This is a genomic window from Nostoc sp. UHCC 0252 (genome assembly GCF_034931145.1).
Classification (GTDB): domain Bacteria; phylum Cyanobacteriota; class Cyanobacteriia; order Cyanobacteriales; family Nostocaceae; genus Nostoc.
The window spans coordinates 66,603-82,143 of record NZ_JAYGHE010000018.1 but is presented as its reverse complement, the minus strand read 5'-3'; the positions used below and the strand labels follow the sequence as shown (position 1 = coordinate 82,143).

Sequence of the window (15,541 nt, the reverse complement as noted above, 5' to 3'; positions counted from 1 at the left end):
AACACTTGTAGAGACGACGATTTATCGCGTCTCAAAAACCCAAAATTTTTGCCAGTAGCTCTTAACTAAACCGTATTGTGGTATAAACTACATTGAAGTGATAAGGACACTCAATGGAAGTTTTCTTAGCTAATATTAATCATATTGAAAGCATTTCAGTACTATTCGATAGATATCGTGTTTTTTACAATCAGATATCAAACCTTGAAGCTGCCAAAGACTTTCTAAAAGAACGTTTCAACAATAATGATTCAGTAGTATTTGCAGCTAGTGACAATGGGCAATTAGTTGGATTTACTCAGCTTTATCCCAGCTTTTCTTCAGTGTCGATGAAACGAATATGCATATTGAACGATTTATATGTAGAAGAGTCGCATCGCCGCAAGGGAATTGCAAAATTATTGATGAGTGCTGCGGAAGAATATGCAAAAGAGAGTGGAGCCATTCGAGTAATTCTATCTACTCAAATTTCTAACATAACCGCCCAAAAACTCTATGAAGCACGAGATTACATTAAGAATGAAGAATTTTACCATTATGCTTTGCCGTTGCAGTGATGGTATGACATGAAATTAGGCTATCATGTCCGCATAATTACAGGACTTATGCAAAAAATAGCCCAAGCCCTAATTTTCAGGTAGGGGTAATTCATGAATTGCCCCTATCGCGTGTAGTTTTGCGTAAGTTATAAATTAGTTATAATTGTCACCGTAATTGTACCTCAGATCCCAGTCGTTCCACTTAATCCTCTCTCCTGGTTTTTGGGTAGAGAAGACAAAGTGTAGCTTTGGCGGGGTGGGATTACTAGGGTTTAATAAATAATCAAGTAGCCATAATATTAGTTGCTGATAATATATGATTTGGCGTAGATTTAATCGAAAAACAAGGCTAGTATTTCCGATATTTTTACTGCTAGTCTTTATAGTAGTAATCGTGTCGCAAGGACTCTCCGCAAGAGAACCACAGTTAGTACAAAAAGAAAGCAATTACGCTATACATACTCGACAAAGCTTTAATCAACCTAGTTTTTATCCAGTTGCACAAATTCCATCTACAAAACTTTATAAACCCGTTGGTGACTGGGTAGGAAGGTTAATCTTACCAACAAAACAGCAATTACAAGATGGTTTAGATTGGGTATGGATGGAAGTCCAATATGCACCACCCACAGCACAAAGTTTAGTAGGAAAAATTGTGCGTCTGGAGTGGAAAAAGAATGAAAATTTACTTGCTAAAGTTAAAGCTGTAACGCGAGATATAAATTTCACTTCAGAAGTAATTAAAAGTCAACAGCAAGGAAATATTCATCCTTTTCGACTAAATGGAGTTCGTCAGGTAGGTATTTTACGTTCTTTAGCTGGCACAAATCCTAATGACGATACAATTGTTGCTTTAGATGAAAATACAATTATTAATGCAAATCCAAAAAAGTATTCTGTTTTGCAAATTGAACACGAACCTATTTTGGCAACGGGTAGATTTTATGGGTTAGTAAAAATAATTAAACCGATTAAATCTAAAAATAAAAGCCTTTCATCTACAAAAGATCAGCAGGATAGAGATTATTTTTCTGTCCAGCACTATAACGCTAACTCAAGTAAATTTGATGGGATTCAAGAAACTATTCGTATTCCCCAACAAGTAATAGATACGCGAAACTTTGCGCCTTCAAGTTCGCAGCTAATCGAAAAATCACCTGCGGGTGAGGATGGTTGGTATATTTATGGTGCTAAAGATGCAAATGCCGTATTTACAGTAAGTGCCCTTGCACCTCGTTCTCTGTTTCAAATTCAACCCCGTCAAACCATCACTGGCAAGGAATTAGGGCTAAATTATATCCAAGAGGTAAATTGGCAAAATACCGAAAAAAATAAAGGTAAATTCAATACTGCCTTGTTAAAACCTGTAGAAGCATCTATATCAAAATGGCAACAAGGCGATAAAGCGATTGTACTACACCTATTTGGGGGAATTGGCGGACGTGAGGCTGAAGCGATCGCAATACCTAATACTATCACCGGACATTTTGCTTTTGGAATTGCAGAAGTTGTCCGCGATGAGTTTACTAACGAATTACGCTTTGAGACTAAATACCACCAAATTTATGCCCATAACCCTGATGGAATTATTGCCGGAACGCACACATGGGCTGATTATATGGGGAATTTGCAACGTGGCTGGCTGGCAACACGCCCAGTATCAGATATTCTGATTAAATTCGACCCTGTAACGCAAGATTATGATTTTGATGGTATTAAACTTTCGCCTTTAGAGCAATTCCAGCAACAATTACAGCTAACAATGGCACGTTATCGCGTCGGCGATGGTACTGGTGGCGCAATGGTATCACCTAGTACTTCATGCGTCCAAGACTCAAGCCAAGCACTCTATGCTGCGATAATAGCAATTAAAAACCAAGTTGTTAAAACTCCTCAAATTCAAACTTGGGTACGCAAAAACCCTAATCATCCGCAAACATTACGCTTTCAGCAGCTAGTTGAATTAGGTAAATCTTTAGAACAACAATTAGCGCCCTTGGGGATAATTCGTGCTGATTGGCAGAGTCAAGCAGGTATACTCGCAGGTACGGGAATCGGAGAACTGACGAAACCATTTCAAGATGGTAGTATTTGGGCTGGTTTGACAACATGGCGGACAATAATGCCACGACAAGTACACGATGATCTCGCCGCAGTATTTTTCAAACATGGTGCGATTATGCAAGTATTGCGAACTAATCAAGTGGGTGGTTGGCAATCTAATATTATGCCTATTGCACCAACAGTCTTCTTAGGGCAACTTAAGATACCTTTTACTAATATTTCCCCGCTTTCAATTATTCTAAATCGTGTTTTAGCGTCGTTAGCAATTCCTACACAACAAGATTGGTTAATTCTTGTTTCCCTGCTAATAATTTATAGTATTATTGCCCTACCTTATGGCTGGAAATTTGGATTTTTACAGTTCCGCTTTTGGTCTGCAAGTTGGATTGATATATGCTTATTAATGTTGCGTTGTTTATTTACACCTGCGATTATTGAAGAACTCTTTTTTCGCGTTATTTTGCTTCCTCACCCTAGCGAAATAACCAATTGGGTGAGATGGACTTTGTGGGCGATAGTGAGTTTAGGATTGTTTGTTTTGTATCATCCATTCAATGCTAAAACATTTTTTAAAGCTGGAACTCCCACATTCTTTAATGGGGTTTTTCTTACTTTAACTTTATGGTTAGGAATTATATGTACTGTTGCATATACCTTAACCGGATCTTTGTGGGTGATAGTTTTAATCCACTGGGTTGTAGTAGTAGCTTGGTTAATTATTTTTGGGGGAATGGCAAGATTAAATAATAATCAAAAAATCCAGAAAGCTTAAGTGATTTATAAAGTAGAAACTAAGATTCGTGTGATTTAGTGAAACTGTTCACTTGCATCACATCACTCTTGGCCAAACACTAAAAGTATCACTGATATCATGTCCGGCAAATTACTTGTGATATGTCATTGCGAGTGCAACGAAGTGGAAGGAAGCAATCGCAAGGCTTTTGGGATTGCTATCTCTACGAGACGCTACGCGAACACTTTGTACCCTGCGGGAACGCCAAGGGCGGTACGCAATGACAATTATTTAACCGGACATTGATTGCCGTGGCAAGGGTAATTTTGGTGAAAATATTTTTGATTATAATCGCTCAAATACTTATGAAAACAAGTATTAGAGCGATCGCCAACCAATAAGGTTGGATGATATACCAGTTTGCTGAACGATTGCAGCTAGAACACACAGCAGCAGTAATAACGCTTTTTGATTATCTAAACTGTAAGGGTTGCGATCGCCTTATCTACAGCTTCTAAGGCAGTATTGACTTCTGCCTCTGTAACAATTAGTGGTGGTACAAATCGGACTACTTTTGGCCCGGCGGGTACTAGTAATACACCCTCTTTGATGGCAGCATTGACGATATCTGCTGCGGTGAGTTGAATATCGGCTCGCAACTCCAAACCGTTGATTAAACCCCAACCCCGAATTTCACCAATTTGCTGAGGATATTTAGCTGCGATCGCTCTTAATCCAGTTCGCAACTGTTCACCCCTGTCTTCCACGTTCTGCAAAATATTTTCCCGTTCTAATGTCTGACAAACACTAAGTGCTACACCGCACACAAAAGGATTGCCGCCAAAGGTACTGGCGTGTTCTCCTGGTTGAAAAATATCGCAGAATTTCTTACTCATCATTGCACCGATGGGAATACCGCCACCTAAGCCTTTGGCACTGGTGAAGATATCCGGTTCAACGCCGAGATGTTCGTAAGCCCATAATTTGCCACTGCGCCCCATACCAACTTGCACTTCATCAAAAATCAACAAAATGCCAGTTTCATCGCAAATCTGCCGCAGCTTTTTGAAATAGGCAACATCTCCCGGACGCACACCACCTTCTCCCTGCAATGGCTCGATCAGAATTGCCGCTACTCGGTAATCGCCTTCATCCAACTCGCTAATCGCCACTTCCACAGCGTTAATATCGTTGTAATTTACGTAGTGGAACCCAGGAACCAGGGGATCAAAATACTTTTGATACTTCGGTTGACCTGTAGCGGTGATGGTTGCCAAAGTCCGCCCGTGGAAACTAGCATTGGCGGTTAAAATTATTGGTTTTTCAATGTCTAATACTGTGTGAGCATATTTCCGCGCCAGTTTAATTGCGGCTTCGTTGGCTTCGGCTCCAGAGTTGCAGAAAAATACGCGATCGGCACAAGAATGTTCAACGAGCCATTTTGCCAATTCACCTTGCTCAGGAATATAGTACAAATTAGAGACATGGTGCAGTTTTTGGATTTGGCGTGTCACCGCTTCTACCATCACTGGATGAGCGTGTCCTAAAGTACAAGTGGCAATTCCCGCTACAAAGTCCAAATATTCGCGCCCCTGTGTATCCCAAACCCGACATCCAGCGCCCCGTTCTAAGGCTAAGGGAAACCGACCGTAGGTAGACATGACAGCTTCATTAAAGCTATCTGGATCAAAGGGACTAGTTGCAGACCCTGATGCAAAGACGGTGGCTTGGTCAACGAGAGTTTGTAGGCTCACTACCGCTCCTCCTGAAAGTTGTTCATTATATAGTTAGTTATTTACTAGTTTCCTAGAAATCCCTAAAAAATACTTTTTCTTTAGCACAATTCGCACTTCTTCTTAGATTAACGCTTATTACCCATCCTTGGAGCCTACGGTGTACTCACAAGTTTTGTCGTAGCCATATCATATCTTTATTAATAAATCTCGCACTACGCTTCTGTCCTGCCTCGGAATGAATTCCAAGTCTCAGAGCCATTGTCCACTTAAGTAGACTGAACGATCAATTTAGTCCACGGAGGTGGACTTTGTTTGTGTAGTAGCGTTCCCCGCATTTCTCACAAGCTGCTTTGCGTACAAGTAATAAGTAATGAGTAATAAGTAATGAGTTAAGAATTTTACTCATTACTCCTTACTCACTACTCATTACTCCTCCATTCGAGATGTGGTGAGAAATCCGGGGTTCGCCCTTGGCGTGCCGGAGGCATCATTCTATTCGCCTAAAACAGACTAATGCTATAAAGTTAGTAAAACATTAGAAAAAGTAGGCTGCAAGTACTATTTTTACGTCATTTTCAACACTTGAGCAAAAGTATCAACGTATCCAAAAGGAGTTAATGGCGGGGGCGATCGCTCTTGGCGGTGTTTTCTTCATTGGTACTTTGTGGTACTCACTAATTGAGGGCTGGGCATGGGAAGACGCAGCTTACATGACAGTGATCACTTTAGCGACTGTGGGATACAGTGAGACGCATCCACTGGGTAGCCGAGGACGATTGTTTACAATTGGGCTGATTTTGTTGGGTGTAGTCAATATCGGTTACATTGTCAACAGATTTACAGAAGCGATCATTCAAGGCTACTTTCAAGAAGGAATTCGGCTACAACAACAGAGGCGGTTAATGGAATCCCTGTTAGAACATTACATCATCTGTGGATTTAGTCGAACTGGCCGTCAAATTGCCAAGGAATTTCAGGCCGAAGATGTACCTTTTGTAGTGATTGATGCTGATATGGAATCTGTACAAAGGGCGCAGGCGGAAGGTTACACGGCATACCAAGGTGACGCAACCCTAGATGACACACTTTTAAAAGTTGGTATTCAACGGGCGATGTGTATTGTTGCAGCGCTTCCTTCCGATGCCGAAAATTTATACATTGTTTTATCAGCCAAAACACTGAATTCGGGGATTCGGGTAATTGCCCGTGCAAGTACAGAAGAAGCTTTGCAGAAGTTACGACGCGGTGGTGCAGATGAAGTGATATCTCCCTATATTACTGGTGGGAAGCGAATGGCTGCTGCGGCACTCAGACCTCAAGTATTGGACTTTGTAGACGGAATTTTGACAGGTGCAGACCGTCAATTGTATATGGAAGAATTTTTACTCGACCCGGCTTTTTGTCCCTTTGTGGGTCAGAGTTTGCAAAAAGCGAGATTGCGATCGCAATCTGGGGCGTTAGTTCTAGCAATTCGCCGCCTTGATGGAACTCTAATCGGTGGCCCCACAGGCGATACAATCTTAATGCCGGGAGATCGATTAATTGGGATGGGTACAGCTGAACAGTTGCGTAGCCTCAACCAAATTCTTGGCCCAATTGGTTCTCAGGAATTGCGACGACCGAAAAATAGCTGATTTTATTTATTTAGTTTAGTGTATTTTTACGGCTTTTTTGCCGATTATTAATCAGTCTTAGCGAGCGATCGCTTATATCCCTCTCAAAGCGGTTCGGTTAAAGGCTACTGGCAAAAATTTTGAGTTTTCGAGACGCGATAAATCGCCGTCTCTACAAGTGTTTTGGTCTTATCTAGCTAGCTTTTTGTCTTTTTATAATCTTCAAACTGCACGTTAAATTTAACGTGTCGCGGAAGTCCCTACCTTCAATGTACTCATAAGGTGGGGATAGGGAGCGGGGGATTCGTCACACATCTGATGTATGACGAATCCCCAGAATTTTCTGAGAAAATTATTTGGTCTTGACCATCAATGCCATAAGCGAAAACCAAGCTAATAGGTATATGTTGCAAGAATAAAGATTTGGGTCTTGGGAACCAGGATTCCTGCCCTTGGAGGGAATGTCAGACTAATAGAATTACGGAGTTCTAGAGGCTATTCCCGATGAATTGGGAAGCCCCGTCCGTCTGACGGCGGAGTAGTTCACTCAGTAAAATCCGCAATTACTTACTCAAAAGCAGCTTTTACTTACTTAAAAGCTGCTTTTACTTATTCATTTTGGTGTTTTCCGCAAGTCAAAGCAGCTTTTACTTTCTCAAACCCCAGTTTGCTTTCTCATTTTAGTGTTTTCCGCAAGTCAAACAAGCTTTTACTTCCTCAAAAGCAGCTTTTACTTATTCATTTTGGTGTTTTCCGCAAGTCAAACAAGCTTTTACTTATTCATTTTGGTATTTTCCGCAAGTCAAACAAGCTTTTACTTCCTCAAACCCCAGTTTGCTTTCTCAAGATGGCATTTAACTTTTTGATTTCGGTAGACTCAGCGAGTCAACTTAACACAAAATAGGCAACTCTTTATATTCCCCCCTGCTCCCTGCTCCCTGCCCCCTGCTCCCTGCCCCCTGCTCCCTGCCCCCTGCCGTCTGCCCTCTGCCCTCTGCCTTTCTTGATAAATTACTGACTCAATCTTAGTGATATCTTAGACTACCTGTTACGTATCCACGCTCTGAATGCAGGAGTCACTGAAAATTCATTTCTTTAGTTTATCTAAAGTCGCATCTAAGTTATCAAATTACCTTTCTAAGATAGAAGCAGCAACCATAAGTTGCCATACACGATTAAAACCCAATTAACAGCTAGTGGCTGCGGAGAACATAAAAATGACTAAAGCGCCAGAATCAATAGAATCGTCTATCAATGAAATTACAGACAAATCCCTAGATCGTGATTGTACAACCTTATCGCGTCACGTTCTCCAGCAACTTCAGAGTTTTTCGCCAGATGCACAAGATTTAAGTGCGCTGATGAATCGCATCGCCTTGGCAGGTAAACTAGTTGCACGCCGCATGAGTCGCGCTGGTTTAATGGAAGGCGTTCTGGGATTTACTGGGGAAGTTAATGTCCAAGGGGAATCCGTCAAAAAGATGGATGTCTACGCCAATGATGTATTTATCTCAGTTTTTAAGCAAAGCGGCTTAGTCTGTCGCCTCGCTTCTGAGGAAATGGAAAATCCTTACTATATTCCCGAAAATTGCCCCATTGGTCGCTATACCTTGCTGTATGACCCAATTGATGGCTCATCCAACACAGATAATAATCTCAGTTTGGGTTCCATTTTCGCTATTCGCCAACAAGAAGGAAATGATAGCGATGGGAAAGCAACCGATCTCCTCACCAATGGACGGAAGCAACTCGCTGCCGGGTACATCTTATATGGCCCTAGCACAATGCTGGTTTATACTATAGGTAAGGGCGTTCATTCCTTTGTCCTCGATCCCAGCTTAGGAGAATTTATTCTCACTGAAGAAAATATTCGGATTCCTAACCACGGTTCCGTTTACAGCGTGAATGAGGGTAACTTCTGGCAGTGGGAAGAATCGATTCGAGAATATATCCGCTACGTTCACCGCACAGAAGGCTACAGCGCTCGTTATAGCGGCGCAATGGTGAGCGACATCCATAGAATTTTGATTCAAGGCGGTGTGTTCCTCTACCCAGGCACAATTCAAAACCCGGAAGGTAAATTGCGTTTGCTTTATGAAACGGCTCCTCTCGCCTTTTTGATTGAGCAAGCAGGCGGCCGTGCTACTACAGGATTGATAAATATTTTGGATGTAGTGCCAAAAAAACTGCATCAGCGCACACCTTTAATTATTGGTAGCAAAGAAGATGTAGCAAAGGTGGAGTCTTTTATTCAAAACGGACACTAGAAGACAATTCGTAATTCGTAATTCGTAATTACTGTTACGTAAGGGTTTTAGAGGTTTTATAAGGGTGATTTATTTGGGGCTTGCTGTACTCTCATCTGCCATTAATTAAACGTTAATCATGGTGACATAGGATTGAGGATGCAAAATAGCGCTTTTTGAAGATCAATTAAAGATTATCTCAGCTGGCCGATGCAATAAGTGATTGGCAACGCCACAATTCAAAAGTAACCATTAATGCGTTTTGCCAACTTTACTTAGAAACATCACCATACAGGAGTGAAAACTGGCTATGTCTACCAATCATCTACTAGAAATTAAGCAATACGGTCAAAGTATCTGGATGGATAATTTGAGCCGTGACATTATTCAATCAGGTGAACTCAAAGACCTGGTTGAAAATCAAGGTATCGCTGGGATCACCTCTAACCCAGCTATATTTGAGAAAGCGATCGCAGGTAATGTCATTTATGATGCCGATATAGAAGCCGGAGTTCGTGCTGGCTTACCGATAGAGAAAATTTACGAATCTCTAGTTTTTGCAGATATCCGTTATGCGTGTGATATTTTACGCCCAGTTTATGAAGCCTCAGATAGACTAGATGGTTATGTGAGTATTGAAGTACCGCCAACTATCGCCCATGATACTGAAGCAACAATAACCGAAGCTCGGCGATATTTCCAAGAAATCGATCGGGAAAATCTGATGATTAAAATTCCCGGTACAGAACCTGGTTTGCCAGCAGTAGAGCAGGTAATATCCGAAGGGATGAATGTCAATATTACGTTGCTGTTTTCTGTAGAGAGCTACGTAAACACAGCTTGGGCTTATATTCGGGGCTTAGAAAAACGGGCGGCTGAAGGAAAAGATATTAGTAGAATTGCTTCAGTCGCTAGCTTCTTCCTCAGCCGGATCGATAGCAACGTTGATGCCAAAATAGATGCTAAGTTGAAAAAAGGCGTTGATGATATTTCGTTGGAAGCAAAGCTAAAAGCTGTGAAAGGGAAAGTAGCGATCGCTAACGCTAAGATAGCTTACCAAGAATACAAGAAAATTATCGAGAGCGATCGTTGGCAAGCCTTAGCAGCAAAAGGAGCCACAGTTCAACGGCTACTTTGGGCTAGTACCAGCACCAAAGACCCCAGCTACAACGACGTGATGTATATCGAAGAGTTGGTAGGCCGAGATACCGTTAACACCGTACCACCAGCAACCATTAAAGCTTGTGCCGATCATTGTAACGTAGGCGATCGCTTAGAAACAGATATAGATAACGCTTACACACTGATCGAAAACCTCAAAGATCCCGACATCAACATTAATCTTGATGCCGTCATGGATGAACTCTTAGATGAAGGTATCGACAAGTTCATTCAGCCCTTCCAGTCCTTGATGAACTCTTTAGAAGACAAGATCAAGGTATTGTCACCAGTGTAGGGAATGGGTAATGGGGAATGGGACAAGGGGACAAGGGAACAAGGGGACAAGGGGACGAGGGGACAAGGGGAGTAACCGATTCCCAATTTCCAATTCCCAATTTCCAATTCCCAATTCCCAATTCCCAATTCCCCATTCCCCATACCTAATCCAAAACCCCTAATCCAAAATCCAAAATTCCTATGGTTAGTCTGCTAGAAAATCCCTTGCGCGTTGGTCTGCAACAACAAGGGATGCCCGAACCCCAGATTATAGTTATCTTTGGCGCTTCTGGTGATCTCACCTGGCGTAAACTAGTGCCAGCACTTTATAAATTGCGGCGAGAACGGCGCATTCCGCCAGAAACTACTATTGTTGGCGTAGCCCGTCGAGAATGGAGCCATGAATACTTCCGCGAACAAATGCAGAAGGGCATGGAAGAGGCACATCCTGATGTCGATTTAGGGGAACTATGGCAAGACTTCTCTCAAGGTCTGTTCTACAGTCCTGGGGATATAGACAACCCTGAAGGCTACAAGAAACTAAAAACCTTATTGAGTGAATTAGACGAAAAACGGGGCACGCGAGGTAATCGCATGTTCTACCTCTCAGTCGCCCCCTCATTCTTTCCCGAAGCGATTAAGCAGCTAGGAAGCGGCGGGATGCTAGAAGATCCCTACAAACATCGTCTAGTAATCGAAAAACCCTTTGGTCGGGACTTGGCTTCTGCTCAAAGTCTTAACCAAGTGGTACAGAAGTATTGCAAAGAACATCAAGTATACCGGATTGACCACTACTTAGGTAAAGAAACAGTCCAGAATTTGCTGGTGTTTCGCTTTGCCAATGCAATTTTTGAACCCTTGTGGAACCGTCAATTTGTTGACCACGTGCAAATCACCGTAGCAGAAACCGTGGGCGTAGAAGACCGGGCTGGCTACTATGAAAGCGCCGGCGCACTGCGGGATATGTTGCAAAATCACCTCATGCAACTTTACTGCTTAACGGCAATGGAAGCACCAAACGCAATGGATGCCGACAGCATCCGCACAGAAAAAGTGAAGGTACTCCAAGCTACTCGTTTAGCTGATGTTCACAATCTGTCGCGGTCAGCAGTCCGTGGGCAATACAGCGCTGGCTGGATGAAAGGTCAAGCAGTGCCAGGTTATCGCACAGAACCAGGCGTTGACCCCAACTCCACCACACCCACTTATGTAGCAATGAAGTTTTTGGTAGACAACTGGCGCTGGAAAGGTGTTCCTTTCTACTTGCGGACTGGAAAGCGGATGCCGAAAAAAGTCAGTGAGATTGCCATTCACTTCCGCGAAGTTCCGTCTCGGATGTTCCAATCTGCCGCCCAACAAACAAACGCCAATATTTTGACGATGCGGATTCAGCCAAATGAAGGTATTTCCCTGCGTTTTGATGTGAAAATGCCAGGGGCAGAATTCCGCACCCGTTCCGTTGATATGGACTTTAGTTATGGTTCCTTTGGCATCCAAGCAACATCCGATGCCTACGATCGCTTATTCCTTGATTGTATGATGGGCGATCAAACATTGTTCACACGGGCAGACGAAGTAGAAGCAGCTTGGCAAGTAGTAACACCAGCCCTTTCCGTTTGGGATGCACCCGCCGATCCTAATAATATTCCTCAGTACGAAGCCGGTACTTGGGAACCAGAACAAGCAGAACTCTTAATTAACCAGGATGGCCGTCGCTGGCGCAGACTCTAAATATTAGTCATTAGTCATTAGTCACTAGTCACCAGTAAAAACAAATGACAAATGACCAATGACAAATGACCAATGACAAATGACAAATGACAACTCAAAACTACTATGGCTCCCCAAACTTCTACAATTTTTTCACTCCAGGCACCGAAAGATATTTCGCTTAACGAAATAGATGCCGAACTCAATCAAATTTGGCAAAGCTACGGTATAACGGGCGAGGACGGTGGACTTCCTAGCGCTACTAGGGCCACAACATTTACTTTAGTAGTCTACGAACCAGAAGAAACTCAGTATTTGCTGGCTGCTTTGGGATTTTACAACGGCCCAATTGATGGGATTTTAGGGCCACAAATGGTAGCAGCATTGCGGGAATTCCAAAAGAAACATAAACTGCCAGAAACTGAAACAGCAACACAAGAAACTCTGACTGTATTACGAGAAGAATTCGCTAAAGGTCAGCGAGGCGGAGAACATTCTGCTGCTGGGTTAAGTAGTGGCAGCCCCAGAATTGCCGATGAAATCGCTCTCCGCAACCCTTGCCGCATCATTGCGCTATTTCCCATTGCTGGCGAAGATGAAGGGGTTAAGGCTCAAGTTTCTGCCTATTGCCCCATCCAAAAGCAATCGTCAAGCACACTTATCTGCTGCGAATATATTACTCTCAGTGGAACTGCTGCTGCCTTAGAACGCATCGGTGGTATGATTCCAGCATTGTTGATTGGCGGCTTGCCGAAGTTTCTCTGGTGGAAGGCAACCCCAGACCCTAACAACAGCCTATTCAAGCGCCTAGCAGCAGTCTGCAATAATGTGATTGTAGATTCTTGCAACTTCAACGAGCCAGAAAGTGATTTACTCCACTTAGAAGAGTTGGTAGAAACGGGTGTACCTTTAGCTGACTTAAACTGGCGTCGCCTTGCATCATGGCAGGAATTGACAGCTGAGGCTTACGACTCACCTAACCGTCGCGCCGCCCTCAAAGAAATTGACCGCGTTACGATTGATTATGAAAAAGGCAACCCCGCCCAAGCTTTGCTGTTTTTGGGTTGGTTGGCAAGTCGCTTGCAATGGCAGCCAGTTTCTTATGAAAAGGAAAGCGGTGATTATGACATCACTCGTATCCGTTTTATTGCTCAAGAGCAACGACAAGTAGAAGCAGAGTTAGCAGGAGTTCCGGTTGCTGATGTGGGCGATATTGTTGGTGACTTGATTGCCTTGCGCCTGAGTTCGACAAATCTCCAGGCAGACTGTGGTACAGTTATCTGCTCAGAAACTGGTGGTTGTATGCGGATGGAAACCCACGGTGGCGCTCAATCTGCCGGTCTGTTTCAACAGGTGACTTCACTTTCGGAACAAAAAGCGGAAGCATTGCTGAGTCAGCAGGTACAACGCTGGGGCCGCGAGTCCCTGTTTGAAGAAAGCCTGGGAGTGACAGCGAATATTTTCAAATTGGCGAATTAAAAGAGACCTAACCCCCCTACCCCCCTTCCCGATGCGGGAAGGGGGGAATTTTTTTAATTATTAAAGTGAAATCATAGTAATAAAATAAAAATTATTTCTGTTCGTCGCTCTCGTGCTGAAGAGGTAGATATTTATGAAAGCTGAAGAATTTGATGCTAAGTTCGATAATGGAGAAGATATTACGGAGTTTATAGACTTATCTAACGCACATCGCCCAGGCTATGAGCAAAAAAGAGTTAATATTGACTTTCCCCTTTGGATGGTTGAAGCTTTAGAACATGAAGCCAAGCGTTTAGGAGTAACATCTGATTCTATTATCAAATTATGGCTGGCTGAACGTCTAGATAAAAAAATCATTACTAATTAGCATAAAAGCAATGATTTTCATAGAATAAATATTTTTGTTTGACTTTGATTTAATTTAATCTTACTAAGATAGCCGACTATTTAGTTTAACCAATCAACAATTATCCATGTCTGTAATCATTGCTGGAGAACGTAGTGGGGTGGGCAAGACAACAGTCACGCTCACCCTTTTAGCATCTTTACGTCGTCGCGATCGCTTGGTGCAATCTTTCAAGGTAGGCCCAGACTACATTGATCCAATGTTTCATCAACACGTAACCGGTCGTCCCTGTCGCAATTTAGACCCAGTTTTGACTTCCGAAGCCTACATTCAGCAATGTTTTGCCCGTCATAGTCAAGCAAGTGAATATGCCCTAGTGGAAGGGGTAATGGGATTATTTGATGGAATTGGGCATGGACAAGAAAAGCAAAAATCAACTGACTTTGCAAGTACGGCACACATCGCAAGGCTTTTAAATTTACCTGTAGTGTTGGTGATTGATTGCAGTCGTTTATCTGGTTCTGTGGCTGCGATCGCTCACGGCTATCAATCTTTTGATCCGAGAATTAAAATAGCTGGGGTAGTATTAAATCGCGTGGGGAGCGATCGCCATCTCTCTCTCCTCAAAGATTCTCTAGAAGCTTTACAATTACCTATTCTCGGCGTGCTGCGCCGTCAAGATAACATCACAATCCCCGATCGCCATTTGGGTTTAGTTCCCACAGCAGAACTTCCCGAACTCAACGCTTTAATTAATCGCCTCGCCGATTTAGGAGATACCTGCTTCGATTGGCAACATTTATTACCCCTGTTAAAATCAGAACCTCTCCCTCACCCACCTCATCCACCTCATCCTCCTTCCTCAATCAGAATTGCAGTAGCCCGCGATCGCGCTTTTAACTTCTACTACCAAGACAATCTCGATTTGCTGCAACAGCTTGGCGCAGAACTGGTTTTCTGGAGTCCATTGGAAGATGCTGACATACCCAAAGATGTGCAGGGAATGTATTTTGGGGGAGGTTTCCCAGAAGTTTTTGCCCAGCAACTAGCAGAAAATACCAGCGTTCGGGATGGAGTGAAAACAGCAATTTTGAAAGGAATGCCTGCGATCGCTGAATGCGGAGGATTAATGTATTTATGTGAGCAAATTATCGATTTTGAAGGTAAATCTTGGTCAATGGCGGGAGTTTTACCGACATCTGCTGTCATGGGTGGACGTTTAACTTTAGGCTATCGTCGGGCAGTAGCTTTGCAAAATAATCTGTTAGTTAAGACAGGTACAACTGTTTACGGGCATGAATTTCATCGTTCCCATTTAACCTTAACTCCCAATCAGCCCCTATTTGAAACTTCTCGCTACGATTGTGACGAAGATATGGGATGCGAGGGATGGGGTTTACCTGCAAATGTTTACGCTTCTTATGTTCATTTGCATTGGGGAGAAAGTGAAGAAATTCCCCAACAGTTTCTTACAAAATGCCTTAAAGTAGCATCTATAAAAACGTAGATTCAAACAAGTACAGAACTCAGTAGAGTAAATTAAAAACTATTAGATAATATTTTTTAAATAGATTTTTAACCCACGGAGGTGGGTAAAGTCTCGTGTAGCCGCGACTTCTAGTCGCCAGGGCTTAACTC

At 42.8% G+C, this 15,541-nt stretch carries 10 protein-coding genes; 9 read left to right on the top strand and 1 reads right to left on the bottom strand.

Features of this window, described 5'->3' with window-relative positions; translation table 11 throughout:
• The first annotated feature begins 113 nt into the window (after positions 1 to 113).
• Both VB732_RS13520 and VB732_RS13515 read left to right on the top strand, forming a co-directional pair.
• On the top strand, positions 114 to 557 hold the full coding sequence (locus VB732_RS13520) for a GNAT family N-acetyltransferase (protein ID WP_323231360.1): 444 nt from the start codon (positions 114 to 116) through the stop codon (positions 555 to 557).
• A gap of 298 nt (positions 558 to 855) precedes the next feature.
• Entirely contained in the window at positions 856 to 3,375 is a 2,520-nt protein-coding gene (locus tag VB732_RS13515) for a type II CAAX prenyl endopeptidase Rce1 family protein (protein WP_416235748.1), read from the top strand.
• Between the two features lie 437 nt (positions 3,376 to 3,812).
• Here VB732_RS13515 and VB732_RS13510 read toward each other — a convergent pair whose 3' ends face one another.
• On the bottom strand, positions 3,813 to 5,090 hold the full coding sequence (locus VB732_RS13510; RefSeq protein WP_323231358.1) for an aspartate aminotransferase family protein: 1,278 nt from the start codon (positions 5,088 to 5,090) through the stop codon (positions 3,813 to 3,815).
• 599 nt (positions 5,091 to 5,689) lie between these two features.
• Here VB732_RS13510 and VB732_RS13505 point away from each other — a divergent pair.
• From VB732_RS13505 to VB732_RS13475, 7 genes are all read left to right on the top strand, one after another.
• Positions 5,690 to 6,706 carry a potassium channel protein gene (locus VB732_RS13505; protein ID WP_323231357.1) on the top strand — a complete coding sequence of 339 codons (1,017 nt, stop codon included), beginning with the start codon at positions 5,690 to 5,692 and terminating at the stop codon, positions 6,704 to 6,706.
• Positions 6,707 to 7,902: 1,196 nt separating this feature from the next.
• Positions 7,903 to 8,952 carry a class 1 fructose-bisphosphatase gene (gene fbp, locus VB732_RS13500; RefSeq protein WP_323231356.1) on the top strand — a complete coding sequence of 350 codons (1,050 nt, stop codon included), beginning with the start codon at positions 7,903 to 7,905 and terminating at the stop codon, positions 8,950 to 8,952.
• Positions 8,953 to 9,241: 289 nt separating this feature from the next.
• The gene (gene tal / locus VB732_RS13495) at positions 9,242 to 10,387 is read left to right on the top strand and encodes a transaldolase (RefSeq protein WP_323231355.1); all 1,146 of its coding nucleotides are present in this window, start codon (positions 9,242 to 9,244) and stop codon (positions 10,385 to 10,387) included.
• Between the two features lie 182 nt (positions 10,388 to 10,569).
• Positions 10,570 to 12,099 (top strand): glucose-6-phosphate dehydrogenase, encoded by a 1,530-nt coding sequence (gene zwf / locus VB732_RS13490; RefSeq protein WP_323231354.1) that lies wholly within the window; start codon positions 10,570 to 10,572, stop codon positions 12,097 to 12,099.
• A 105-nt stretch (positions 12,100 to 12,204) separates the two neighbouring features.
• Entirely contained in the window at positions 12,205 to 13,557 is a 1,353-nt protein-coding gene (gene opcA / locus VB732_RS13485; RefSeq protein WP_323231353.1) for a glucose-6-phosphate dehydrogenase assembly protein OpcA, read from the top strand.
• Positions 13,558 to 13,690: 133 nt separating this feature from the next.
• Positions 13,691 to 13,924 (top strand): type II toxin-antitoxin system BrnA family antitoxin, encoded by a 234-nt coding sequence (gene brnA / locus VB732_RS13480; protein WP_323231352.1) that lies wholly within the window; start codon positions 13,691 to 13,693, stop codon positions 13,922 to 13,924.
• Positions 13,925 to 14,030: 106 nt separating this feature from the next.
• On the top strand, positions 14,031 to 15,410 hold the full coding sequence (locus VB732_RS13475; protein ID WP_323231351.1) for a cobyrinate a,c-diamide synthase: 1,380 nt from the start codon (positions 14,031 to 14,033) through the stop codon (positions 15,408 to 15,410).
• The last annotated feature ends 131 nt before the right edge of the window (positions 15,411 to 15,541 follow it).